Consider the following 22,453-nt stretch of genomic DNA (forward strand, 5'->3'; position numbering starts at 1 on the left):
CGCAGCCACCCGTACTGGCGGTGGCGGCGAACCTGACCCCCGAGTAACACGACAAGCCCCGCACCTCCTGGCCCCATGTCCAGGAGGTGCGGCGGTTTTGGGGCAGGAAAGGCACGCTCGTGCACACCCGCCTCAGAGCTTCGTGCCTCACCCGGCGACGAAGAACTCCAGCAGTTCGGGCACCAGCGCCTCTGGGGCCACGTTGTGCGCCTGATTTTCCAGGAGCCGTCGCTGCGCGCAGGGCACCGCCGCCACGACCGCCAGCCCCGCCTTCGACATCCACGGTGGGCTGTCCTCGCCGTTGAGGACAAGCGTCGGCTGCGTGACGGCTGTCAGCCGCCCCACCGGCAACGCGTTACCCGGGCCCATCACGGCGGCCTCGTAAACGAGGGTGTGGGCCACCGCCTCGATCTCCCGCCAAGACGGCTGCGCGCGCATCGCGGCCACCGCCTCCGGGGGCGCCTCGGCCGCCTCCACCATGAACCGCTCCACCACCTCCCCTCGTCGCCCCGCCCGCACCAGCGCGTCGAGCTGCCCCGCGAAGTCGTCCGGCAGCGAAGGCGCGCCATCGTCGACATGGTAGGGAGGCTCCCACAGGGCAAGCTTGGAGATCGCCGAGCCCCGTGCCGCCGCCTCCAACGCCAGCGCCGCCCCCGACGAGCCACCGAACACCATGGCCGACCCACCCGCCACCTCGATGACGGCGGCCAGGTCCTCGATCTCCCGCTCGACGGCGTACGGCGGGGTGTCCCCGCTGTCGCCGCGTCCCCTCCGGTCATAGTCGTACACCGTGAACCACGGCGCCAGAGCCGATGCCACACCCGCCATGGTCGCGTGCCCTCTGGCCGTGAACGCGCCGTGGACCAGGATGACCGCCGGTCCGGCACCGTACCGGTCGAAGGCGATGGCGGTGCCGTCCGCCGACATCGCCGTGCCGCTCATCCGGCGGGCTGCACCAAGCACAGCGCCTCCCAGTGGTGGCCGTCGAGGTCGGCGAAGCCGCGCTGGTACCTGACGCCGTCCTCCTGTTTGACACCCGCCGGGCCGGCGCCGGCCGCCAGCGCCTTGTCCACCAGCTCATCCACCTGAGCCGGATTCTCCATGCCCAGCACCAGGATCGCCTCCGTGCTCCGGTGCGCATCGGCGATCTCCTGGGAGATGTACGAGGCGAACACCGGCTCGGTCAGCAACATGACCTGCGTCTCCTGGTTGATGACCACCGACGCCATGCCCTCGGCCATGCCGAAGATGGTGAAGCCGAGGTCGGTGAAGAACTGCTTCGACCGGTCCAGATCCTTGACCGGCATGTTGACGAAGAGCTGCATTTTCCTGATCCCTTTCCGTTGCTATGCCGTCATTCTGCCGATCAACGGAGACATCGGTCTTGCACCTGGGTGCCAGACGGATTGACGATCAGCGCACCGCGTTCGCGCAGCGGTACTCGGCGGGCGGCATCCCGTACGCCCGCTTGAACAGCCTGCTGAAGTGAGCCGAATCGGGCAGTCCCCACCGGGCCCCGATTTCGCTCACCGACAGCGTGCCGCCTGCGGCGAGCTCCGCACGGCACCGCTCCAGCCGCCGCTGCCGGATCCAGGCGGCCACGGTGGTGCTCTCCGACTCGAACAGCCGGTGCAGATAGCGCACCGAGACGTGGTGCGCCTGCGCGACGGTGGCCGGGTCGAGGTCGACCTCGCCCAGCCGCTGCTCGATGAAGGCATGGACCTTCAGCAGCAGCATGCGCTGCCGGGAGTCCTGCGGTAAGGACCGCGTCTGCTCGGCGCGTTCGGCGAGTGCGGTGGTGATCAGGTCGGTCACGACCGTGGACAGTCTGGCCGCGCTGTCCGGCCGGTACGTCTCGAGGTCCACGGCTACCCGGTGCAGCAGTGGTACGGCCAGCGCGGCGGTGCCGGACTCGGCCGTGATGGGGACGGCGGTGAGCGCGTCCACGGAGCCGCTGGGCAGGGCCAGCAGGTCGCGGGGAAGGCTGAACACCGCGAGTTGCACCGCCGAGTCGTAGGCCAGCTCGTAAGGCCTGGTGAAGTCGTAGATGGCGAACTCGCCTCTGCTCAGCTGGGCGTACCGCCCGTCCTGGGCCAGCCGCGGGCTGCCCGTCATGGCAAGCACGACGCGGTAGAGCTCGGGGCTGTCTCTGCGGATCAGGCCCGGGGTCCTGTGCACGCTGTGGGGCGTGGACGTGCGCACCCTGCCGACGCCCACGGACCCGAGCTGCCCGGACTCGATCTCGCCCCGCAGCGGGGCGTCGGGGTCGATCTTGAGGTCGAGCGGGCCGAGCGTGTCGCACACGACGGTTCGCCAGGCATCGTGGCGCCGTTCGGCGGGCAGGTCACGCGTGCGGATCAGAACGGCCATCCAGTCGCCCTCCTCGGCTGCCTGACATGCTAGCGACGCTCACCGGCCCACGAAAACCTGTTCGGGCGCGTGTGGGTGCCAAGAACCTCGACGGCTACCCCCTGGGCGGGCGTCACACTATTGTCTGCGGTCGTCGTCCGGCTCTCTTTCAAATCTTGATGGTGCTACTCGAAGGATCACGCGATGGCCGTCTTCATTTCCCGACGCCACGCCTGTGACCAGGCCGAACTCGTAGACCACTCCCGTGGACGCAACCCGGGTGCCGCCCGACTCCTCCAGGCGGATCAATGCGGTATCGGACTGTTTGTATTTATCTGCGGGCTTACTGGATCAGGGGGGACAAGATCCGCAGAGATATGACAGGTGTGGGGTAGACATTGAGTTATTCGTCTGGTGAGTACCGCAGGGGCGGGACCAGTGGCAAGGCGACGGCGGCTCTGGTGCTGGGCATCTTGAGCCTGGTTGCGTGCGGGATCCTGAGCATCGTCGCCGTGATCGTCGGGCACAGCGCGATGTCCGAGATCGACCGGGAAGGACTGGAAGGACGAGGGCTCGCGACGGCGGGGCTGGCGCTCGGCTACATCGCTCTGGTGCTGTGGGGGATCGGCTTTCTCGTCTACATGGCCAACTAGACGGCGAGTGCGGTGAGTTCGGCGGCGTCGCGGCCCAGCCGCTTCATCACATAGACGGTCAGGATGACCCGGCAGTGCGGGGCGTGCGCCTGATCTGCCCCGGTTACGCACCGTCACCTGGGCCATGCGGCTCGGCATCCATCTCGCATCTCATAGCTTTCTCATTATCGATAATGATAATGTTTCGATCGTGAGTACTTCGATAGAGCACTGGGCCGCGCCATGGCCCGGCAACTGTCCGGCGAACCCGTCCAGTTGTTGTCTCCGATGACCGGGACGCTGATCCTGCTCGCGAGCGGGCGGCCCGTTGATCAACCCCTCCCCCACCCATCGGTTCGACCTACTTTTGATCGGAAACGCAATGAACCCTCGACACGGCGACCTCATGGTGTTCCTCCTGGCCGCCTTCGGCTTGTCTTGGCTGTTCGCCCTCCCGCTCTGGCTCGGTGACGGCATCGCCTCCCCGCTGCTGCAGCCGCTGGGCGTAGCGCTGATGTTCACTCCCACGCTCGGCGTCCTGGCCGTATGGCTCCGCAAGCGCTCGGCTCCCGCCGAACTGGCCGCACAGACCGGTCTCGGACTCGGCCCGAGCAAGGCCCGCACGTTCGGCCTTGCCGCAGTCGCCTGGATCTGCGTGCCCGCGTTCGCCGCCCTCACCCTGGCCCTCAGCACCGCACTCGGTCTGGTCACGCTGGACCTGTCCGGCCTCAGCCTCTATCGCGAGATGATGGGGGTGCAGGGAGCCAACCTGCAGACCGCTTGGGTCAGCCAGGTCGTCACCGGTCTCACCCTCGGCACCGTAGTCACCCTGATCCCCGCCTTCGGCGAGGAGTGGGGCTGGCGAGGATGGCTGGTGCCCTGGCTGAGCGCCGAGGCGGGGGTGAGCCGCGGGCTGCTGATCTCCGGCGTGATCTGGGGGCTGTGGCATGCGCCCCTGACCCTGCTCGGCTACAACTATCCGAACCTGGGCGCCTGGGCCGCGCTGGTCTTCATCGGCTTCTGCGTGACATTCGGCCTGGTCCTGGGCTGGCTGCGGTTGCGCACGGGCAGCGTCTGGCCCGCCGTCGTAGCGCACGCCGCGTTCAACGCGACCGTCCCGACGTTCCTTATGCTCGGCGACGCCACCACACCGCCGAACTTGGCGATTGCCGGCCCCAGCGGCGTCGTCGGCTGGACCGTCCTGGGCTTGCTGGCCGCCGCCCTGCTCAAGCTCCTTGCAGTGCGGCGGCCCGCACTGATCAGCTGAGCCTCAGCGAAGCTGAAGGGGGCGCTGGGCGAGCGGGAGGCAGCGGAGTTCGACTTGGACGCGCTGGGACGGTCCCAGCCTACGTACGCCCAGCGTCAGGCGTGGAAACTGCGGCGGGCGGCCTCGATGTGGCCGAAGTACTCGTGGGTCCAGCCGCAGATCAGATCAACCGTTGCTCGCAGGGCCTGGCCCGGCTCGGTGAGGGTGTACTCGACCCGTGGCGGCACCGTCGGGTGCACCTTTCGCTCGGCCAGGCCGTTGCGCTCCAGCATGCGCAGGTTCTGGGTGAGCATCTTGTGGCTTATGCCCTCGACCTCGTCCCGCAGCTCGCTGAAGCGCAGGGTGCGCTCACCGAGCGCCTCGATGATCAGCAACGCCCACTTGTTGGCGACATCCGAGAAGATCTCCCGTGCCAGGGAGTCCGCGCGCCTCAGATCCGCTTCGTCGGCCGAGCCTTTGAACTGCTTGGTCACCATCTGGTTCCCCAGTCACTGAAAAGTGCGTTCTTCCACGTCAGCCCACACTCTCCTATGGTTTCTGAGTAACCGCAAGAGAGCACCTATGACCCTGTGTGCTCACCCGACCGGAAGAAGGGCAGACCTCATGGCTGTTGAGCTCATCAACCCTGACAAGCACGTCCAAGTCCCGATCTACCACCACGTCGCGGTGGCGACCGGTAGCAGGCAGGTCCACATCGCGGGACAAGTCGCCTGGGACGAGAACGGCGCGCTCGTGGCACCGGGAGACCTCGCCGGACAGGTCGCCCAGGTCTACCGCAACGTCGCCAAAGCGCTCGATGCGGCAGGAGCGACGTTCCACGACGTCGTCCGCTTCACGTGGTACGCCGCAGGCTGGAAGAGAGAAATGTACGACGCCTTCAACGCGGGCATCGAACAGGCGGCCCGCGAGTTCGACATCTCCACGCCGCCGGCCGCGCTGATCGGGGTCGACATCCTCTTCGAACCCGGCATCCTCATTGAGGCCGAGGTGACCGCGATCATCGATTGAGGGCGGTCGAGACCAAAGCTCGCCAGCCCTCTGCTTCCTTTGTCCGCGCCTCGAAGTCCAGGAGCTTCTCTGCCTCGGCCACGTCGATGGAAACCGATGAATTGTGTTCCCGGATGATCCGCCAGCGGTCCTGCGCCCGCCGCCATACCTGCGACGACGTGGTCCGGATGGCGGTAATCGTCCCGTCGTCTGCCTCCAGGATCGCCACGAACATCAGACGCGACGCTGCTACGGCGCCGACTCGGTCGTTCTCGGCGTCGGGACCAAGTAGCACGGTAGGGCTTTCGAACACCATATGCCGGGCACCGCGCAGCGAGTTGAACATCGGGTCGAACGCGATGCCGTACTCGTGGGGCCCTGCCATAACCCGGTGTTCAGGGTCCATGTCATCGGAGATCATCACATCTGCGGAGTCGAAGTCGTAGTCCTCGGAAAAGTTACGGGCGATCGAGAACGGGCCGTCCGAGGATTTCTTGTCCCATCCGGAAACCCATCGGCGGGCCCGGGCAACCAGGTGCTCGGCGACGGTGATGCCGCCGTTCCCTGGCATGGGGATGTCGCTCGAGGAGTTGGTCGCGTTGGTCATGATGTCTCCGTAAGTTGTCGGGTGGCTGGGGAGACTGCCCGTTTCGCGTCTGTCAGCGCTGGCGGGTGGGCCGGACGATGATTTCGTTGACGTCGACGTCGGAGGGTTGTGCGAGGGCGTAGGAGACGGCGGCGGCGATGGCCTCCGGCTCGATGGCGTGCGCACGGTAGGTGCGCATCGCCTCGGCGGCGCCGGGATCGGTGATGGTGTCCGCCAGTTCGGAGGTGACGACGCCGGGGCAGATGGTCGTGGTCCTGATGCCCGGGCCGGACTCCTGGCGCAGGCCCTCGGTGATCGCCCAGGCCGCGTGCTTGGTGCCGCTGTAGACCGCGCTGGTGGGCACGACCTCGTGGGCTCCCACGCTCGCAACCGTGACGACATGGCCGTTGCCCTGCGCTGTGAAGACCGGCAGGACCGCGGCGATGCAGTGCAGCAGTCCGCGGACGTTCACCTCGATCATCCGGTCCCACTCGTCGACGAGCAGCGCGTCCAGGCGGGACAGGGGCATGACGCCCGCGTTGTTGACGAGGACGTCGACGCGGCCGTATCGGTCGCGGGCCCCTTGGACGAAAGCCCGGACGCTTGCGAGGTCGGTCACGTCCAGACGCGACGTGCGCAGGGCGCCGCCGGAGCGGGCGGCATCTTCGGCCACGGTCTCTTCCAGCGCTTTGAGCCGCTCGGTACGGCGGGCGCCTGCCACGACCTGGTGTCCTTGTGCCGTGAGGCGCGCGGCGACCGCCGCGCCGATGCCGCTGCTGGCGCCGGTCACCAGGACGACCTTGCGGCCGGACGGGTGGGTGCTGTCGATGTCGATGTGCTGTGTGCTCATGGCATCGAGACTGGCGTTCCCGGCACGGGTGCGGCAGAGGTGGAGTCCTCCTGGGTGCGCTGCACCCAGGCACATGCCCGCCTCCCGGCCTACCCTGCACGTATGGCACGTTCACAGCTCGGCGCCTACCTCGTCTCCCGGCGCGCGGCAGTCACCCCCGCAGAGGTGAATCTTGGAGTGTCAGACCATCGACCTGCCGCTGTGCTGTCCGGCGCGTTTCCGTGGACCGGGCGCGGACGCAGGCTTCAGAGCAAATCCCGGCGCAGGATCTCGGCCACGGCGGCCACGTCCTCGCGGCCGTGACCGGCCTCGACGGCTCGCCGCATCGTCTCCCGTACGGTGTCGCTCAGGCGGGACGACCGGTCGCGCTCATCGGCGAGCAGGCCGAGGTCCTTGAGCGCGAGGCTGAGCGGGAAACCCGCCGGGTAGGTGCGGGCACGGATCTCGGCGGCCTTCTGCAACGCGTACGGCATGCCCAGCGGCCCGTCCTCCAGCACCCGCAGGACGTGGGCGGGATCCAGGCCCAGTTGCTCACAAGCCAGCATCGTGTCGGCCATGGCCACGACCGAGGCCGTCATCCAGCTGTTGACGATCATCTTGACCCGGGATGCCTCCCCGGCCGTCCCGACGTGTGCGATGTGGGAGCCGAGCACCTCCAGAACGGGTCTGGCCCGCTCCAGCGCCTCCGACGCCCCCGAGACGATCAGGACCAGCTTGCCCTGCTCAGCCGGTTGGCTGCTGCCCGAGACCGGCGCGTCGAGCATCCGCCGCCCGGCGTCCGCCGCCAACCGGAGGAGCCGGTCGGTCCAGACGCCGCCCACTGTGCTCATCTGCAGCCACACTGCCTCGACGGGCATCGCGGGCAGGAAACGGGCCGCCAGCGAGGCGACCACGTCTCCGGTGGGCACCATGGTGATGACCGCATCCGCGCCGCGCACGGCCTCCTCGACGTTCGACGCCGGACGCACCCCGTCAGGACGCAGCGCCCGCGCCTTGTCCGCGGTCCGGTTCCAGGCGCGCACGTCCAGGTCTTGTCCGGCCATGTGCCGGGCCATCGCCGAGCCCATCAGCCCGGTGCCGAGCACGGTGACGGACGTCATCACATACCCACTGGTGCGGCGTCGATCTCCGCCAGGTCGTCCGGCCCCAGCGTCCGTTCCGCGGCCCGCAGGCTCTCGTCGAGGTGTTCGGGGCTGCGCGCGCCGACGATGGCGACCCGGCCGGCCGGGCCGTAGCAGATCGGGCTGACCTGAAGCTTCGTGCGCCCCAACCGTGCTGTGTCCATGGCCTCTCCCTTCCCGGGAGCGGTCCATGCGCGGGTCATGGGACGGGCAAAGAGCGCTAGGCACAGCCGGAATTGCGCCACTCCCGATCTGCGCCAACTGCGCCGTCCGTTCCTGTTCGACCTGTCGCAGGACCAACGGGAGTGGCGAGCCTCGCCCCGCAAACGCCCCACCGAGTTCGCCGCGCTCAAGGCCGCTTAGGAGGTAATCAACACAACCTTGCTCGTCACGCCACCAGTCAGGGGAGCAGGATCGCGGCGACTGCCTGGTCAGCGCCAGTAGTCCCGTTCGGGCAGTCGCAGGTGCTTGTCCGGATTGGAGATCGCGCGGGCGTCGGCCGGGCGGAGTCCGGCGCCGGCGAAGCAATAGGCCTCGGCGTGGCCGTGGTACAGGTATTTGAGCAGGATCTCCTCGGCCGGATCGCCGGAGGACGCGTCGTCGCCGCCCGGGTGGGTATCCCAGCCCACGACCTCGCCGTCGCGGTAGACGCGACCCTGGTTGCCGCTTTTGGGGTTGGCGTACATGCCGTAGGCGACCGTGCCCGCCGACAGTGTCTTCATGACGACGGGAGTGGAGGCCATGTACCCCCACTGCTGGCTGACGACGCAGCCGCCTGGTACGTCGGTTAAGCCGATGAACCGCATGGCCTCATCGTCGAAGGGGTCTTCCATGATCTCTTCCAGCTCTTCCTCGTCGGCGGGTTCGGCGGCCAGGCGCCGTGCCGCCTCGGCGGCGCTGATGCCGCGTACGCAGGCCAGGCTGAAACCGTCCCACTCGATGCCGCCCAGCGCGCCGGTCAGGCGTCCGGCTTCCGCCACGGCGGCGGCCTCGGCCTCGGTCAGGCCGGCATGACCCTTCGGGAACGGGAAGAACAGCCCAGGCGTGGGGCCCGCCAGGCTCAGCCGGCCGGGCGACCAGCCACCCATCATCGGCCGCCACGGGTCCGCTCCAGCGGCGACCAGGGCACGGGCGTTCTCGGGCCGGTCGTTGAAGACCGCCTCCCAGAGCGCGGTGCGGCCCTCGCACTCCGCGTCGACGTCATCGACCCGGCCGGACAGTTCGGTGACCACCTCCGGCGAACCGAGGTCCGCCGCGGCGTGCAGCGGCCGCTCGAAGAAGTACGGTCCATTGTTCGGGTCGGCGCCCGCGTCGAGCCTGGCACGGACGAGAGCGAGGTCCTGCCAGGAATTCCACCCGAAATCGGACCATTCTGAGGTTTCTTTCGCGGTCATGACGGCTCCTTCGAGATCACGTGAGCGGATACGAGCGGAGCCATCATGGCGGAGGGCAAGGACAATTCCGGAGTGTCAGCCGGTGTGACCCTGACTCGCCGGAGTATTAGGTCACCGTTCGGAGGCGGCTGGGCGTGACTGGACCGCGCGGACGCGGCCGACGTCGAGCTTGGCCGTCCGGTCGAACTGGAAGCCGACGGTGCCTGCATGCGGCATCACCCAAGACCCAGCATGGGAGCGTGCAGGCATACCAGCCCGTATGGCCGAAAATCATTTGCCTCGCGTGGTGGCCTCGGGGAACGTTGTGTCCATGATGCTCTGACGGACAGCACCCCGCTATTTCGAAATGCCGTAATGGCGTCCGCCCCTACCCAGTTCTGCGAAGAGAGCGTCTTTGTCTCAGGAACCCTCCCGGCAGGAGTCCCCGCTGCCGTCCAGTTCGGCCACCGTCACCGTGTTCGCCTCCCCCACCAGCTGGATCGAGTCCGATGCCGTCGCGCAGTGCCATCAGGTGGCCGCCCTCGACGGCATGATGCACGTCGCCGCCATGCCGGACCTGCACCCCGGCAAGGGCGCCCCCATCGGGGCCGCCATGACGTCGACCGTGCTGTACCCGTTTCTGGTGGGCTCCGACATCGGTTGCGGCATCGCCGTGTTCCCCGTCAAGCTGAAGCGGGCCGTACCCGAGAAGCTTGCCGCCCGGTTCCCCGATCTCGATCGCGCGCTGGACCCTGCCGACGATCCCGCCTGGGACGTGGTCAAGGGTGATATTCCCGCAGGTCACGTCGAAGGGCTTGGGACGGTCGGCCGGGGCAACCACTTCGTCGAGCTGGCACGAATCGGGACCGTCTTCGAACCGGACCACGCGAGCCGTCTCGGGCTCGCCGCCGGCGACCTGGTTCTCGTCGTCCACAGCGGTTCCCGAGGGCTGGGCGAGCGGATCCTGCGGGCGCACACTGAGGTCCACGGCGCGGGCCCCGCCCCTGATCCCGGCGCCTACCTGGCGATGCATGACGAGGCCGTACGCTGGGGGTCACTCAACCGGCGGCTGCTGGCCGCCCGGGTCGCCCATGCCCTGGGGTTCGAGCCCACCGAGCCGATCGTCGACCAGTGCCACAATCTGGTCGAGGTCCGCGACGGGATCTACCTGCATCGCAAGGGGGCGGCGCCGGGTGACGGCCGCGACGTGCTCATCGCCGGTACGCGAGGCACCCCTTCCTACCTCGTGGCCGCCCACGCCGGGCCGGACGCCGGCCATTCCGTGGCGCACGGCGCGGGCCGCAAGATGTCGCGTGCGGACGCCCTGCGCCGGGGCCGGGCCAAGCACACGGTCGAAGAGCTGCGTCGCACGCCGGTGGGGTCGCTGGTGGTGTGCGGCGACCGCCAGTTGCTCTTCGAGGAGGCGCCTACGGCCTACAAGCGCATCGAGCAAGTGATCGACGACCTCGTCGGCCATGACCTGGCCACGCCCGTGGCCACCACGATTCCTCTGGTCACCTACAAAACGCCCGACCACCGGGAGCGCCGCCGCAAGCGGGGGCGTTCGTGAGCGTCCACCTGCTCCTGTCGGCCGGGCGCGGTCCGCAGGAATGCACCTGGGCATTGGCCCAGCTGCTGCACCGCTTGGAAGCCGACGCCGTCCGGCAGAACCTGGAGACCCATCGGGACCAGACCGTTCCCGGTGACCGGCCCGGCACCTACCGATTGGTGCCAGGGGAACTCGCCTTCCAATCGAGCCAGGCGAACGACGGTGGTGTCATTCACCATCGCCAGATTGTGCTGTTGGAAGGGGCCGGGGAGTTGGGCGATGGCGTCAGGAATCGAGATCGTCGCAAGATCATGCAAGTCACCGTGTTGAGTGGTCATGTCACGATCCTTGCCCTCATGGTGGCTCGACGACAGAGCCAATACCCGATAATTGGTCCGCTTAGCGAGCCAATTGTTGCCGGTCGCGGCATGCCTATTTCAGCGCGGGACCTGGATGGAGTCCTTGGGACTTGGTCCCCCTGGGCACACGTTCATCGCCTCTCCATCGCACACCGTGGGTTCACCCGGCCGTCCAGGTGAATTTGTTCGAAACGATTCGTTCCCCGTCCGGCCCTTCAGCGACGATCCACACCTGCTGACCAACCGCGTTGCAGGGGAATCGGTTGTCTGTGTGCTGCTCGCCGTTTTCATCGGGGGTGAACGACGCTCCAGAGTTGAACTCCCCCCAATTGCTGGTGTACGGCTTGAAAACATATTTCTTGCCCGGTTTGAGACCGGTGGCCCGGAACTCGACGAAGGCGCAGTTCTTCCGGCAACTTCTGCCAAAGGTCGTCGACGGGCCTTTGGACGCAACGATCTTCGCCTCCGTCGCCCCCCTGCCGTCGGGCGAGCCGGATGCCGCAGGCGACGCGACCGAAGTGGGAGCAGTGGACGCAGTGAGAGTGGCGGGACGATCATCGCGATCGGCGAGCCAGGCGGTCCCGCTTGCGGCCAGTGCCAAGGTGGCCGCGACCGCGGTGACCACCTTCCACCGGCGCCTGGCGGTATCGCGTGCCTTCCGCCACAGCCCGGGTGGGTCGACGATGTCGCGCAGCGCAGCGTGGGCTTCGGCGGCGGTCGGTCGTTTGCCCGGTTCGGCGTGGAGCATGGCCGTCAGTACCGGGCGCAGCGGCCCGATATCCGCGGCCATCTCGATGACACCGTGGTGTACCTCCCAGCCAACGATTCGCCGGTTGCCGTCCGGGTCGTGCTCGTCCGCTTCGTCGGCCGTCTCGTCGCCGTGCGCCCAGGGGCGCGGCGAGTTTCCGGCGATCAGGGCATAGATGGTGGCGCCGAGGGAGAACACGTCGGAGGCCGTACCCGGGTTGCCGCCGACGACCTCGGGTGCGGCGTAGTCGGGCGTGTAGGAGATCGGGCTGTCGGGCGAAATCGTCTCCGTACCGCCAAGGCGCCGGGCGGCGTCGAAGTCGGTCAGTTTCGCCGTCCCTTCGGCGTCCATGACGATGTTGGCGGGCTTCACGTCGCAGTGGACCAGGCCCTTGCGGTGCAGTGCTGTCAGCGCGTCGGCGATCTGCGCACCGATTCCGGCCGCCTCCCGGTGCGAGAATGTCCTGCCCGACAGGCTGCCGTGCGGCGCACGCTCCATGACCAGCCATGTGCCGGCCCGAGGACCATCATCAACAGTCAGGACGTCATAGACGGTGATGATATGCCGGTGGACGATCTTGGCTAATGCACGGGCTTCGGCCGAATGGGTGCGCTTGAGCACAACAGGGCGGCCCAACTCCTCATCGTAGGAGAACAGCACCTCGCCCCTGCCCTCAGGGACGATCTCCCCATCCTCTATCCGGAACCGCCCGCCAAGTCCTTGCTCGGGCTCTCCGCCCTCCGAACCGTCAAGGCCGTCCCGCTTGCCCGCATCTCCGTCCAGCCCCATTTCGTCCGCCTCCCTCATGGCTTGTACCGGGCGAGCATTGCAGACTTTGCACGCCTTCGTCACGTGGAGTAGGGCATTGAATACGAATATTCATCGTGTCGGTTAGACCGGTCATACCGGGCCAACCCGACTAGCCTGCGATAAGGGCGTTGGCCTCCGTGATGAGCTTCTGTGCGGCATCATCAGGGGCCATCCGGCTGAGCAAAACCTCGTTCGTATACCGCGTGAGAATGGCCTCAATGGCGCTGGCGTGCTTCGGCGGGGCGGCGGGCGAGTCCGTGAGTTCGCCCTTGATCTTGTCGAGGAAGGCCAGCGTCTTCTTGTCGGTCTCCGGAAGCTTGTCCCTGACCGCTGCCAGCACCTTGGAATTGGACGGCAGGCCGCGGTCGCTGAGGATGATCCCGCCCGCCTCCGGGTCGTTGATCATGAAATCGATGAACTTGGCCGCCTCGGCCTGGCGCTCGGACTTTGCCGAGGCGGTGAAGAACATGGCCGGCTGCAGGAACATGCCACCAGTGGTGGCGTCCGGTACCTTCGGCATCCGCAACAGGTCCACTTCCCTGCCGCCCGACGCCTTGTTGATCGAGCCGAGCTGGTTGCTCCACCACATCCCCATCGCGCCGTTGCCGGTGGCGAACAGCGACCGGTCCTCGCTCAGGGAAGCGAGCTCAGCGCTCTTGGCGGCGTCGGGAGAACCCTTGGTCCTGATCAGTTTCCGATGGACGGCCCACCACGCCTTGAGCGTCTCGCGCGAGATGCCGACCTTGTTCCCGTCGTAGAGGGACTCGCCTCGCTGAGCGGCGAAGATCTGCAGGAAAGCCGGGTTGAAAGCCTGCTGGGTGCCGTAGACCTTGCCGCCGGACCTTGCGGTGATCTTCGCCGCCAAGGCGATGTACTGTTCCCAGGTCCACATGGTGTCGTCGGGCAGGTTCTGCCCCGCGTCCTTGATCGCCTTCGGGTCCATGACCAGGGACCAGGCGTTGACGCCGGTGGGGATGGCGAACTGCTTCCCGTCGATGGCACCGGTGGCCAGCACCTTGCTGTCGATGTCGGCGGTGTCGACCTCGCTGGACAGGTCGGCGAGCGTGCCACGGTCGGCGTATTCCCGCAGGCCACGGATCTCGATCGTGATGACGTCAGGCGCTTCGTCGCCGGCGACCTTCGTGGCCAGCATCTCGTAGTAGTCGCCGAAGTCGGAGAACTCTTCCTCGATGTGAATGTTCGGGTTCTTCGCTTCGAACTTCTTGATGGCCTCTTTGGTCATCTTCTGTCGCGCGGCACTGCCCCAGTAGGAAAACCGTAACTTGATCTCGCCGTCGGCGCCTTCACCGCCACAGGCCGCAGTGACCGCCAGTACAGCAGTGGCCAGCAACACTGCCGTCCACGTCTTCTTGCCAGAGCCCACGGCTCTACCTCCTGGGGGGGGTTGGGGGGGTGCTTCTGCCCCGGGTGGTCGCGCTACTTCCGTCCGGCCAGAAAGAAGCCGAAGCGCGACCATCGGGGCCTCACGACGGCTCTCCTCCGGAGTCAAAGAATTCCGCAAGGTTACCGGGGCAGCGACGTTCCCGGAAGTTGTCGAGGTAGGGGAAGTCGTAGAGACGAGTCTGCTCGTGCGCGATCGACGGGCATGACATCGCTCAGTAAAGTGTCGGGATGGCAGGTGAGCAGGTGAGTGCGCGGGTGGACAGCTGGATCTGGTCGGTGCGGCTCACCAGGACTCGTTCGATCGCGTCCGACGCCTGCCGGGGCGGTCACGTCCGGGTCAACGGGGTACGGGTCAAGCCCGCACACGTCGTCCGGGTCGGTGACGAGGTCCGGCTGCGGCACGAGGGGCGCGAACGCATCGTGGTCGTCTCCCGCGTCATCACCAAGCGCGTCGGCGCCGCCGTGGCCGCCGAGTGCTACGTCGACAAGAGCCCTCCGCCTCCTCCGCGCGAGGAGAGCGTCACGGTGGCCGTCCGGGATCGCGGCGCGGGTCGTCCCACCAAACGCGAACGCCGCACCATCGACAAGTTGCTCGGACGCCCGGCGGTCGAGGGGCGGAGTCGCCGAACACGCCCGGAGTGACCGAGCCGGCCAACCGCGGCAGTACGCCCGCCGCCACCACCGTTTCTGTCGTTCGCTGCTGCTTTGATTGCCCCGCTGCCTGATCTTCATGGAAACGGGGTTCGATGGCATCAGTGACGTTGCGCGATGAGAGCGCGGCCGGCCGGGCGTTGGAGGAGTCCTCCCCGCTCAATCTGCCCGAGCTGAACGGCTGCCGGATGCCAACCGCACCCAAGGGTGACCGGCAGGCCGGGGACGTTGGGATCTACCCCATGGTCGAGAGCTGACATGGGTGTTCTCGACGGCCTTCCGTCCGAGGTTCGGGGCTGGCTCGACGAACTGGACCAGCCGACCCTGGCGATGTTCCGCCGCCTCGACACCACCCTGCGCCCTCAGGACGCCTACCATTTCGTCAATGACCTGCTCCTGAAGGAGCTTTCCGCCGGATGGGGCGAGGCCGAATGGCGGTCGACGGCGTTGTGGGCGCAGTTGCTGACGCTGACCACCGACGGCAGCATCGCCGGCCAGGGATTCCTCACCAGGCTGGCACAGCGCAAACTGCGCTGGACCCCGAAGGAGCGGGAGCTGCTGTGGCGGACCACGCTCACCCGATCGGAACGGCACCAGACGGACCACGTCTACCGCATTCCGATCTCCTCGATCAAGGAGCTGCCGGCGAGCGAGCGCGAACCGCTCCTGCCGCACCTCTTGGTGGCACAGCGGGAGATGGAGACGGTCCGGTCCTCGGCCGGCTGGACGGCCAAGCGACTGCTGGATGATCTCATCGCCGAGCATCTCGCCGGCGACCCTGCCGCGGCCACGCGTTCCGTGGTACCCGAATGCGACGGCTTCGCCGTCCTGCTGCGCGAGGAGTACGGCAAGCGCCTGGGCGAAGCCGATGCCCTCCCGCTCCTGAGACACTGGGCCACCACGACCTCTGCCACCCCGGCACGACAGTGGACGGCACGCGCGGGCGAGTTGCTCACACCCCATGCCGTCGAGTTGATCCAGGAGATCTTGGGCCGCGTCCCGGCTTATCGTGAAGCGCCCTGGCACAGCGGCTATCGCGCGGTCGTCATCTATCTTCACGAGCGCACCGCCGAGCTCCTGCGCGGAATGATCTGGACCTGCGAACGCATCGACGAGCCCTGGGTGACGGGGCTCCTGGGCGACGTGGCCCTGGCCACCGGCACCGGGATCGGCGGATCAGGCCCGAACTCACGCAGCGAGCGAGTGGCCAACGCGGCCCTCGGTGTGCTGGCCCGGCGCGGGGGGATGGAGGTTGTCGCCCAGCTTGCCCGCGTCCAGGCGAAGGTGCGCAGGAAGAGCATTCTGACCAAGATCAAGCAGATCCTCGACGCGATAGCCGTACAGACCGGGCTGTCTCCGGAGCAGTTGGTCGAACGCACGGTTCCCACCTTCGGCCTGGACCACGACGGCACGCGCACCGAACAGGGGCTGACCCTGACAGTGACCGGCGCGATCACCTACAACGGCCGCAAGACCATCCCCAAGAGCGTCGACCGGGAGTTGGTGGCCGAGTTCAAGGCCACGGCCAAGGAGTTGAAGAAGGCGGTCCCCGCCGAACGTTTCCGCGTCGAGCGCGCGCTGGCGACTGGGCGGGTCTGGCTCTGGGAGGAGGTGTGCGAATTCTCCCTCGACCACCCGGTCACCGGCGCCTTCGCCCGTTCCCTGATCTGGGAGACCATCCAGGGCCCTGCCGGGCTCCCCGTCCACGTCGATGGGGCGTGGGAGCTGACCGATCCGGCCGGGCGCCGCATCCGGCCGAGCTCCGAAGTACGTCTGTGGCATCCCCTCTCCCACACGCCAGAGGAGGTCCGCGCCTGGCGGGACCACCTGCTGGCGATCGGCCTGCGTCAGCCGTTCAAGCAGGCTTTCCGCGAGGTCTACCTGCTCACTCCTGCCGAGGAGGAGACGCACGACCACTCGCGGCGGTTCTCCGGCCACCTGCTCCGGTACGGCCAGGCCAAGGCGCTGCTCACCGAGCGCGGCTGGACCGGCATGTCGCTGGGCCACTGGGACGCCGCCGGCGGATCCGACTGCTGCGATGCCGCCAGGGAACTGCCCGGTGGCCTGACCGCTGCCTGGGACTTCCATCTGGACGAGCACTCCTACGAGCGTGACGGCTACGGCACCACCGCCTCCATCTGCGTCAGCGGCGACCTCCGTTTCCGCGCCGGCATCTCCTCGGTCCCGCTGGCCGAGGTTCCTCCGCTCGTCCTGTCGGAGGCGCTGCGCGACGCCGACCTGGCCGTCGGCGTCACCTCCACTGGCCTGGACCCCGAGGGCCACGGGGACTACTGGCAGTCCTGCAGCTTCGGCGACCTGACCGAGAGCGCCCGGGTCCGGCATGACGCCCTGTCTCGGCTGCTTCCCCGGCTGGCCATCGCGGACCGGTGCGTCCTGGCGGACCGGTTCCTGCGGGTCCGCGGCGACCTGCGCACCTACAAGATCCATCTCGGCTCGGGCAACATCCTGATGGAGCCCAACGACGCCTACCTGTGCATCGTCCCCCGCGGCTCCGGCGACCAGGTCTTCCTGCCCTTCGAGGAGGACGGCGGCATGTTGTCGATCATTTTGTCCAAGGCGTTCCTCCTGGCCGCCGACGCCGCCATCACCGACCCGTCCATCACCCGCCAGATCCACCTCTGACAGGAACCATCGGCATGCACCTCTCCCCCCTCGCGCAGCGCCTGCTCCATCTGATCATCGGGACCGCGAACGATCCCACCTACTGGCCCGACGCCTCCCAGTTGAGCGTCGGACTGGTCGGCCTGGACGGCACGCCGGTCCAGGCCGGCGACGGCATCTCGACGTCGGAGCGGTACACGATCGGCGAGCAGGCCAGGCAGCGGCTGGTCGCGCCGGCCCGCGAGCTGGTCGGATTCCTGCTGCCGGAGGATGAGAGTCAACCGTACGGACGCTTCCCCGTGCTGGTGGCGGCAGGGCTGGCGGGCATGGACGCAGACGTGCGGGAACGGCTCGCCGAGGAGTACGGGCCGATCGCGGTCGCCGAGATGGACGTGCTGCTCGGCTGGGACGTGGAGCGCCGGGCGTTGTTCGCCGAGGCGGTGCGGGAACGGCCCGGCGTGGTCGAATGGCTCGGCGGCCTGCCCGGTTATCTGGACTTCACCCGGACCGCTCTGGAGACGGCCGAGGCCCGCGTCGCGGCGATCCATGCCGGCGACATTCCGTACGAGGCGGAGAAAGCGTTCGACGACGGGGAGAAGACGGCCCTCGGCCGGGCCGTAGGGCTGGCGCTCATGCGGGACGAACCCTGGCTGCCCGAACTGCTGGACACCCTGGTGCGCGGGATCGCGGTGGCGCCCACCCAGGCCAAAACCCTGCCCTCCCAGGCGCTGCTGTTCGAGATCGCCCGCGCGGTGGAGGACCATCCGACACCCGAGGCGATCTCCGCGCTGCGTGCCGCCCGCCAGGTCACCCGGCACGCCGGGGTGCCCAAACAGTTGGATCGCATGTTCAAGCGCATCGAGCCCGCCCTGGCCAACCGGCTGGAGGTGGCGTTCAGGCTGCCCGACGGGCGGGTACGGCAGGCGTTCGGCGAGCACACGGCGGTGATCTCGACCGACGGCGAGGTCGAACTGTCGTGGTGGCACGGAGACAAGAAGCTGAAAGCGGTCCCGGCGGCGGTCAGGCGGGAGCACCCCGACGAGGTCAAACGGCTGCGCGAGCTGGCCAAGCAGACCATGCAGCAGCAGGCGACCCTGATCAGGGCGCTGGAAGCCGGATACGCCGGCGAGACGACCGCGCCGTACCGGCAGTTGGAGGGTCGCCCGGTCGCCGATCGGCTGATCTGGGAGTTCGAGATCTCGCCCGGCGTGTGGCGCGGCGAGCTGGGCATGAACGTGCCGGACGTGCCCGTGCGGCTGTGGCATCCGGCCCGCGCGACGGTGGAGGAGGTCCGCGTCTGGCGAGAGGTGGTGCAGGGCAAGGAGCTGCGCCAGCCGTTCAAGCAGGCCTTCCGGGAGATCTACCTGATCACCCCGGCCGAGGAGGCGACCGCGACCTGTTCCCATCGCTTCGCCGGGCACGTAGTGGATTACCGCAAGCTCCGCGCGCTGTTCAAACAGCGCGGCTGGCAGTCCCCCTTCCTCGGACAGTGGGACGGCGGCTACGACGGGGAAGCCCACCGGGTCCTGGCGGGCGGACGGTGGCGGGTCACCTTGGACCACAGTCTGTACGACGAGGGCTACGCGGCCACCGGCCAGGTCCACTTCCAGCGGCCGGCCGAGGGCAGGTGGCGGCAGGCGCCGTTGGCGGAGGTCCCCGCGCTGGTGTTCAGCGAGGCCATGCGGGACGTCGACCTGTTCGTGGCCGTCGCCTCGATCACGGCCGACCCCCGGTGGGCCGACCAGGGGCCGGACCAGATGCGGGACTACTGGCGGACCGGCTCGTTCTCAGAGCTGCCGCCCTCCGCCGAGGTGCGCAGGGACGCGCTGTCCGGCTTGATCGGACGTACGGCGATCGCCGACCGATGCACCCTCACCGACCGCTTCCTGGTGGTACGGGGTGATCTACGCACCTACAAGATCCACCTGGGGTCGGCGAACATCCTCATGGAGCCCAACGACGCCTACCTGTGCATCGTCTCCGCCCGCGACCCTCACGCCGGGCTGTTCCTTCCCTTCGAGGAGGACGGCCGCTTGGCGCTCATCCTCAGCAAGGCTTTCCTGCTGGCGAACGACACCGCCATCACCGACCCCTCCATCACCCGCCAGCTCCGGGCGTGATCGGCAACTCGTACGCGTTGCGCGCCGCAGGAGAAACGATCGGCGGTTGATCCTCAGCCCTTGATCGCCTCGGTGAGCTGGTCGATGAACCGCTGCTCGGCTTCTGAGACCGCCTTGGCGCCGTCGGAGACCCGGGTGGCGATCTCGATCAGCCACTGCTGGTAGGCGTGCACGTCGTCCTCGGTCACCTTGGCGCGGAGCAGGGCGATGGCCGCGGGAACCTTGCCGAGTGCGTCGGCGATGGCCTCGTCGGGCGTCGAGCCGGCCGCCTCACCCTTCGGGGCGGTGGCCGCGAGCTTCCTGATCAGCGCGTTGCTGTGCTGCTCGGAGTCCGCCATCACCTTGCCGGTCGCGTAGAGCTCTTTGGCCATCCCGATGACGCCATCGCTCTCGGCCTGCATCGCCGCCCACGCCACCTGCCTCGGTGCCTGCACCAGCTGGTCCAGCTCATCCTCAGAAAATGCCGACTGTTCTGTCACGATCCGCCCTTCTCCGCACGGTCATCGGTTGACCATGATCGCATGGACAAACCCACAGGGGAGGTCAAATCCCGGAATACCGCTCGTAGGCGGTCAGTGCCCGCTCGCCGCCTTCGCGGAGGTCGAAGAGAACGTTCCGGTCTCCGGGGTAACTCCGCCGATGGTCGAAGCCGCCGAAATAGATCTGGTCCGGGACGCCGTCCGGGAAGGCCGTGCAGAAGGGGACGTACCGCTCGGCGGGGCTGACGGGCTTGGGGTTCGCCTGCTGCCGCAACCTGGCACACGCGTCACAGATGCTGGGCCGACGCCGCATATCTTTTCGTCCTTCCTCTCAACGGACCGCACCCTTCTTGCCCGTCACCCCATACGGAAGAAGTGGAACAGCTCGCAACGATGGTTTTCCTCGTGGTTCGGGCCGATGGAACGTCGCTGCGCGTCGATGTAGATGACCTCCCCGCCGACGTTCACGACGTTGTACACGTGCCCGGTGACCTCAGCATCTGCCGTGGGACGGGCGATGATGATTCCACGCGCTCCCGGACCGGCCAACCGGATGATCGCGTCGATATCCCAGAAGCTACGCAGGGCCATGTGTCGTTTCTTGGCCCGGGCAGACATGGTCCGCTCGGTGTCCGCGTGCCTGGATCCGATACACGGTCCGGCGACCGCCGCTTTCCCGCTCAGGATGTCATCGACCGCCAGGCTGGTCTCGGGACAGTTGGTCTGCCAGTTGGTGGGATTGACATACGGAAGGATCTCCTGCAGGACGCCCATGGTGAATGGCCTGTCCCCCATGTTCTTGAGGATGCCTTGCACGGTTTGGTGGCCTGTGCGCATGGCTTGGGCGAGGTCGTCCCTGAGTGACGTGTAATGGTGGAGGTGCTCTGTCCGCAACGGCCGCAGGTTCACGAGCGGAACCCGGCCCCTCGCCTGCAGGTCGATAGGGCCGAAGGCATCTCTCGGCACGTTCTCGCCAGGCCGCACTGGCTGGCGGGCGGGACCCTGGCCCACCGCGGGAAAGCCTCGCGGAGGAGTCGGCGTGTCATCGACGGACACGGGCCGCATGCCATGCGGAGGCGTGGGTGTCTCGTCGGCCCAGGGCTCGCCCTGCTTCCCTCCGCCGCCCCGCGGCCCGCCCACACCGCGGAGATCGTCCGGCTCGAGGTCAAACTCGACAAACAGCACATCGCCGATGAAGCCGATCCCCGTGGTGAGGTCGTAGTGCTCCCTGAAGGCCTCCCAATCGCGCAGTTCGGCGGCCCCTTTGAACTTGTACCAGTTCGTCCTGTCAGCGCCGGCCAGGTCATGCGCTTGGACGAATCGCACCCCGGCTGCGACGGTCTCCTCGAGACTTTCGGTGTCGCCTGCCCGGTCATGGTCCTCCGAGAGCCGGTTCGCCTCTTCCATCAGGGCATGCCAGCGGTTCCGCTCGGCCGGTGAATCGTAGGTCTCACCCCAGTCCAGGACGGACGGCTCGTCCGGCACGACGACACGTTCTGGCCGCCTTTCCACCGAAGGCTTCACGGGCGACGCGGAGTCGCGGCCCCCGGTGCCCGATGGCCGCGCCGGCTTGGCGGCGTTCTCGAACAGGAACCGTACCCACCGCGATCGTGGGTTCACAGCGCCGGTCAGCCATTCGACGGCCTCTGGGCCACGTCCCCGCAGCTTGTTATGGATCAGCCGCGCCGCGCGCTGCTCGACCCCGTCCTTCCGATTCCGGTTCAGCTCGGCCTTGTAGATCCGGTCGTCCAACCGTCGCAGTCCCTCGATGTCACGGTCATGGGTGTTCCAGCCGAACTCATTGCCCTGCCCGCTGCCACGACGGGCGTGTACGGCGGCAGACGCCGAGACGGCCGGGACTTCCGCGCGCCGCCACACAGCCGGCCCTGAACCGCGCTCGCCGGAGAGGTGCCGGTCGATGAACAGGCCGACGGCATGGGCGAGTGGCCCAGGTCTGTCCACAGAGCGGTATTCGGTGAAGGCCTCGGCGATCATGTCGCGCGGGGTGGACGCGCCGTACGTGGACAGCTCGCGCTCGATCGCCGCGATCAGCGCCTCATCGTGTGTTCCCGCGATGTCGTACGGGCGGCCGATGACCTGGGAGACGGCCCGGTTCAACTCCCCATGGAGAACCGCGTCATCCAGGATCCGTTCCGCCAGGTGCTCGCCGAACTCGTGATGAGCGATTCCCCGCGGCGACCCACCGCCCGGCACCGTCCACCCCGTCGCCTCCTCCACGGACGATCTGGACGTCCTTACGTGTTCGTTGATGACAGGGGCGTTGAAGTACAAACCGGAACGTCCGCCCGTCCGATCCTGGTACGCGAACAGGTTCGGATCACGGGGGAAGTGACCCGCAGGGTCCCTTGTGCCGATGAGCTCCAGCATCCTGAACTGTGCGGGATAGTCCCGCGCCAGGTCGCGGACGGCGTCCCGTACCCCCTTGGCGGGCACGGCGTCGAAGCCAGTGAGATCCACGATCACGCTGCCGACCAGCTCGACGTCCACGGCTGTCGGACCGGGCTGAGGTGCCGCTTCCCCCGGAC

General features: G+C 67.8%; 23 protein-coding genes. 9 read left to right on the forward strand and 14 right to left on the reverse strand.

Annotation, left to right across the window (positions count from 1 at the left end):
• Positions 1 to 147: 147 nt before the first annotated feature.
• The 3 genes from ACFOY2_RS14625 to ACFOY2_RS14635 form a co-directional block, all read right to left on the reverse strand.
• The gene (locus tag ACFOY2_RS14625) at positions 148 to 963 is read right to left on the reverse strand and encodes an alpha/beta fold hydrolase (RefSeq protein WP_379528524.1); all 816 of its coding nucleotides are present in this window, start codon (positions 961 to 963) and stop codon (positions 148 to 150) included.
• Complete coding sequence (locus tag ACFOY2_RS14630) at positions 939 to 1,325, reverse strand: VOC family protein (RefSeq protein ID WP_379528525.1); 387 nt, start codon at positions 1,323 to 1,325, stop codon at positions 939 to 941. The genes ACFOY2_RS14625 and ACFOY2_RS14630 overlap by 25 nt, the downstream gene beginning before the upstream one ends.
• A gap of 88 nt (positions 1,326 to 1,413) precedes the next feature.
• A complete protein-coding gene (locus ACFOY2_RS14635) occupies positions 1,414 to 2,370 on the reverse strand; it encodes an AraC-like ligand-binding domain-containing protein (protein WP_379528526.1) in 957 nt (318 codons plus the stop codon).
• A gap of 377 nt (positions 2,371 to 2,747) precedes the next feature.
• Here ACFOY2_RS14635 and ACFOY2_RS14640 point away from each other — a divergent pair, with 377 nt between their 5' ends.
• Together ACFOY2_RS14640 and ACFOY2_RS14645 are read left to right on the forward strand one after the other, a co-directional pair.
• The gene (locus ACFOY2_RS14640; protein ID WP_379528527.1) at positions 2,748 to 3,002 is read left to right on the forward strand and encodes a DUF4190 domain-containing protein; all 255 of its coding nucleotides are present in this window, start codon (positions 2,748 to 2,750) and stop codon (positions 3,000 to 3,002) included.
• 361 nt (positions 3,003 to 3,363) lie between these two features.
• Entirely contained in the window at positions 3,364 to 4,248 is an 885-nt protein-coding gene (locus tag ACFOY2_RS14645; protein WP_379528528.1) for a CPBP family intramembrane glutamic endopeptidase, read from the forward strand.
• A 95-nt stretch (positions 4,249 to 4,343) separates the two neighbouring features.
• Here the strand turns inward: ACFOY2_RS14645 and ACFOY2_RS14650 are convergent, their stop codons facing one another.
• The gene (locus ACFOY2_RS14650) at positions 4,344 to 4,724 is read right to left on the reverse strand and encodes a winged helix-turn-helix transcriptional regulator (protein WP_379528529.1); all 381 of its coding nucleotides are present in this window, start codon (positions 4,722 to 4,724) and stop codon (positions 4,344 to 4,346) included.
• A 127-nt stretch (positions 4,725 to 4,851) separates the two neighbouring features.
• Here ACFOY2_RS14650 and ACFOY2_RS14655 point away from each other — a divergent pair, with 127 nt between their 5' ends.
• The gene (locus ACFOY2_RS14655) at positions 4,852 to 5,256 is read left to right on the forward strand and encodes a RidA family protein (RefSeq protein ID WP_379528530.1); all 405 of its coding nucleotides are present in this window, start codon (positions 4,852 to 4,854) and stop codon (positions 5,254 to 5,256) included.
• Here the strand turns inward: ACFOY2_RS14655 and ACFOY2_RS14660 are convergent.
• From ACFOY2_RS14660 to ACFOY2_RS14680, 5 genes are all read right to left on the reverse strand, one after another.
• A complete protein-coding gene (locus ACFOY2_RS14660) occupies positions 5,246 to 5,842 on the reverse strand; it encodes a hypothetical protein (RefSeq protein ID WP_379528531.1) in 597 nt (198 codons plus the stop codon). The two genes, ACFOY2_RS14655 and ACFOY2_RS14660, sit on opposite strands and share 11 nt — an antisense overlap.
• Positions 5,843 to 5,894: 52 nt before the next feature.
• A complete protein-coding gene (locus ACFOY2_RS14665; RefSeq protein WP_379528532.1) occupies positions 5,895 to 6,671 on the reverse strand; it encodes an SDR family oxidoreductase in 777 nt (258 codons plus the stop codon).
• Between the two features lie 245 nt (positions 6,672 to 6,916).
• Positions 6,917 to 7,771: an NAD(P)-dependent oxidoreductase gene (locus tag ACFOY2_RS14670; protein WP_379528533.1), complete on the reverse strand. Its 855-nt coding sequence runs from the start codon at positions 7,769 to 7,771 to the stop codon at positions 6,917 to 6,919.
• Entirely contained in the window at positions 7,771 to 7,956 is a 186-nt protein-coding gene (locus ACFOY2_RS14675) for a hypothetical protein (protein ID WP_379528534.1), read from the reverse strand. Before ACFOY2_RS14675 ends, ACFOY2_RS14670 begins: the two co-directional genes overlap by 1 nt.
• 267 nt (positions 7,957 to 8,223) lie before the next feature.
• Positions 8,224 to 9,186 carry an ankyrin repeat domain-containing protein gene (locus ACFOY2_RS14680; protein WP_379528535.1) on the reverse strand — a complete coding sequence of 321 codons (963 nt, stop codon included), beginning with the start codon at positions 9,184 to 9,186 and terminating at the stop codon, positions 8,224 to 8,226.
• Between the two features lie 394 nt (positions 9,187 to 9,580).
• Between ACFOY2_RS14680 and ACFOY2_RS14685 the strand changes: the two genes are divergently transcribed.
• Positions 9,581 to 10,735 carry an RNA ligase RtcB family protein gene (locus tag ACFOY2_RS14685; RefSeq protein ID WP_379528536.1) on the forward strand — a complete coding sequence of 385 codons (1,155 nt, stop codon included), beginning with the start codon at positions 9,581 to 9,583 and terminating at the stop codon, positions 10,733 to 10,735.
• Positions 10,732 to 11,253 carry a hypothetical protein gene (locus ACFOY2_RS14690; RefSeq protein ID WP_379528537.1) on the forward strand — a complete coding sequence of 174 codons (522 nt, stop codon included), beginning with the start codon at positions 10,732 to 10,734 and terminating at the stop codon, positions 11,251 to 11,253. Before ACFOY2_RS14685 ends, ACFOY2_RS14690 begins: the two co-directional genes overlap by 4 nt.
• On the opposite strand, the gene ACFOY2_RS14695 is transcribed toward ACFOY2_RS14690, so the two are convergent.
• Both ACFOY2_RS14695 and ACFOY2_RS14700 read right to left on the reverse strand, forming a co-directional pair.
• Complete coding sequence (locus tag ACFOY2_RS14695; protein WP_379528538.1) at positions 11,234 to 12,610, reverse strand: serine/threonine-protein kinase; 1,377 nt, start codon at positions 12,608 to 12,610, stop codon at positions 11,234 to 11,236. The genes ACFOY2_RS14690 and ACFOY2_RS14695 overlap by 20 nt on opposite strands.
• A gap of 130 nt (positions 12,611 to 12,740) precedes the next feature.
• A complete protein-coding gene (locus ACFOY2_RS14700; RefSeq protein WP_379528539.1) occupies positions 12,741 to 14,015 on the reverse strand; it encodes an ABC transporter substrate-binding protein in 1,275 nt (424 codons plus the stop codon).
• 248 nt (positions 14,016 to 14,263) lie between these two features.
• Here ACFOY2_RS14700 and ACFOY2_RS14705 point away from each other — a divergent pair, with 248 nt between their 5' ends.
• The 4 genes from ACFOY2_RS14705 (at position 14,264) to ACFOY2_RS14720 (ending at position 19,428) form a co-directional block, all read left to right on the forward strand.
• On the forward strand, positions 14,264 to 14,677 hold the full coding sequence (locus ACFOY2_RS14705; protein WP_379528540.1) for an RNA-binding S4 domain-containing protein: 414 nt from the start codon (positions 14,264 to 14,266) through the stop codon (positions 14,675 to 14,677).
• 113 nt (positions 14,678 to 14,790) lie between these two features.
• A complete protein-coding gene (locus ACFOY2_RS14710; protein WP_379528541.1) occupies positions 14,791 to 14,943 on the forward strand; it encodes a hypothetical protein in 153 nt (50 codons plus the stop codon).
• A 1-nt stretch (position 14,944) separates the two neighbouring features.
• Positions 14,945 to 17,329 carry a DUF4132 domain-containing protein gene (locus tag ACFOY2_RS14715; RefSeq protein WP_379528542.1) on the forward strand — a complete coding sequence of 795 codons (2,385 nt, stop codon included), beginning with the start codon at positions 14,945 to 14,947 and terminating at the stop codon, positions 17,327 to 17,329.
• A gap of 14 nt (positions 17,330 to 17,343) precedes the next feature.
• Positions 17,344 to 19,428 (forward strand): DUF4132 domain-containing protein, encoded by a 2,085-nt coding sequence (locus tag ACFOY2_RS14720; protein ID WP_379528543.1) that lies wholly within the window; start codon positions 17,344 to 17,346, stop codon positions 19,426 to 19,428.
• 53 nt (positions 19,429 to 19,481) lie between these two features.
• On the opposite strand, the gene ACFOY2_RS14725 is transcribed toward ACFOY2_RS14720, so the two are convergent.
• From ACFOY2_RS14725 to ACFOY2_RS14735, 3 genes are all read right to left on the reverse strand, one after another.
• The gene (locus ACFOY2_RS14725; RefSeq protein ID WP_379528544.1) at positions 19,482 to 19,907 is read right to left on the reverse strand and encodes a hypothetical protein; all 426 of its coding nucleotides are present in this window, start codon (positions 19,905 to 19,907) and stop codon (positions 19,482 to 19,484) included.
• Positions 19,908 to 19,971: 64 nt separating this feature from the next.
• Positions 19,972 to 20,220 carry a hypothetical protein gene (locus tag ACFOY2_RS14730; RefSeq protein ID WP_379528545.1) on the reverse strand — a complete coding sequence of 83 codons (249 nt, stop codon included), beginning with the start codon at positions 20,218 to 20,220 and terminating at the stop codon, positions 19,972 to 19,974.
• 44 nt (positions 20,221 to 20,264) lie between these two features.
• Positions 20,265 to 22,415, reverse strand: a complete 2,151-nt coding sequence (locus tag ACFOY2_RS14735) for a toxin glutamine deamidase domain-containing protein (RefSeq protein ID WP_379528546.1) — start codon at positions 22,413 to 22,415, stop codon at positions 20,265 to 20,267.
• Positions 22,416 to 22,453 lie beyond the last annotated feature (38 nt).

This window comes from Nonomuraea purpurea, assembly GCF_042650645.1.
GTDB lineage: Bacteria > Actinomycetota > Actinomycetes > Streptosporangiales > Streptosporangiaceae > Nonomuraea > Nonomuraea purpurea.

What these genes read in the sequence shown, in the direction of transcription:
- ACFOY2_RS14630 (WP_379528525.1), bottom strand. Translation starts at nt 1,325, where the DNA reads ATGCAGCTCTTCGTCAACATGCCGGTCAAGGATCTGGACCGGTCGAAG.
- ACFOY2_RS14635 (WP_379528526.1), bottom strand. Translation starts at nt 2,370, where the DNA reads ATGGCCGTTCTGATCCGCACGCGTGACCTGCCCGCCGAACGGCGCCAC.
- ACFOY2_RS14645 (WP_379528528.1), top strand. Translation starts at nt 3,364, where the DNA reads ATGAACCCTCGACACGGCGACCTCATGGTGTTCCTCCTGGCCGCCTTC.
- ACFOY2_RS14650 (WP_379528529.1), bottom strand. Translation starts at nt 4,724, where the DNA reads ATGGTGACCAAGCAGTTCAAAGGCTCGGCCGACGAAGCGGATCTGAGG.
- ACFOY2_RS14655 (WP_379528530.1), top strand. Translation starts at nt 4,852, where the DNA reads ATGGCTGTTGAGCTCATCAACCCTGACAAGCACGTCCAAGTCCCGATC.
- ACFOY2_RS14660 (WP_379528531.1), bottom strand. Translation starts at nt 5,842, where the DNA reads ATGACCAACGCGACCAACTCCTCGAGCGACATCCCCATGCCAGGGAAC.
- ACFOY2_RS14665 (WP_379528532.1), bottom strand. Translation starts at nt 6,671, where the DNA reads ATGAGCACACAGCACATCGACATCGACAGCACCCACCCGTCCGGCCGC.
- ACFOY2_RS14670 (WP_379528533.1), bottom strand. Translation starts at nt 7,771, where the DNA reads ATGACGTCCGTCACCGTGCTCGGCACCGGGCTGATGGGCTCGGCGATG.
- ACFOY2_RS14675 (WP_379528534.1), bottom strand. Translation starts at nt 7,956, where the DNA reads ATGGACACAGCACGGTTGGGGCGCACGAAGCTTCAGGTCAGCCCGATC.
- ACFOY2_RS14680 (WP_379528535.1), bottom strand. Translation starts at nt 9,186, where the DNA reads ATGACCGCGAAAGAAACCTCAGAATGGTCCGATTTCGGGTGGAATTCC.
- ACFOY2_RS14695 (WP_379528538.1), bottom strand. Translation starts at nt 12,610, where the DNA reads ATGGGGCTGGACGGAGATGCGGGCAAGCGGGACGGCCTTGACGGTTCG.
- ACFOY2_RS14705 (WP_379528540.1), top strand. Translation starts at nt 14,264, where the DNA reads ATGGCAGGTGAGCAGGTGAGTGCGCGGGTGGACAGCTGGATCTGGTCG.
- ACFOY2_RS14715 (WP_379528542.1), top strand. Translation starts at nt 14,945, where the DNA reads ATGGGTGTTCTCGACGGCCTTCCGTCCGAGGTTCGGGGCTGGCTCGAC.
- ACFOY2_RS14720 (WP_379528543.1), top strand. Translation starts at nt 17,344, where the DNA reads ATGCACCTCTCCCCCCTCGCGCAGCGCCTGCTCCATCTGATCATCGGG.
- ACFOY2_RS14730 (WP_379528545.1), bottom strand. Translation starts at nt 20,220, where the DNA reads ATGCGGCGTCGGCCCAGCATCTGTGACGCGTGTGCCAGGTTGCGGCAG.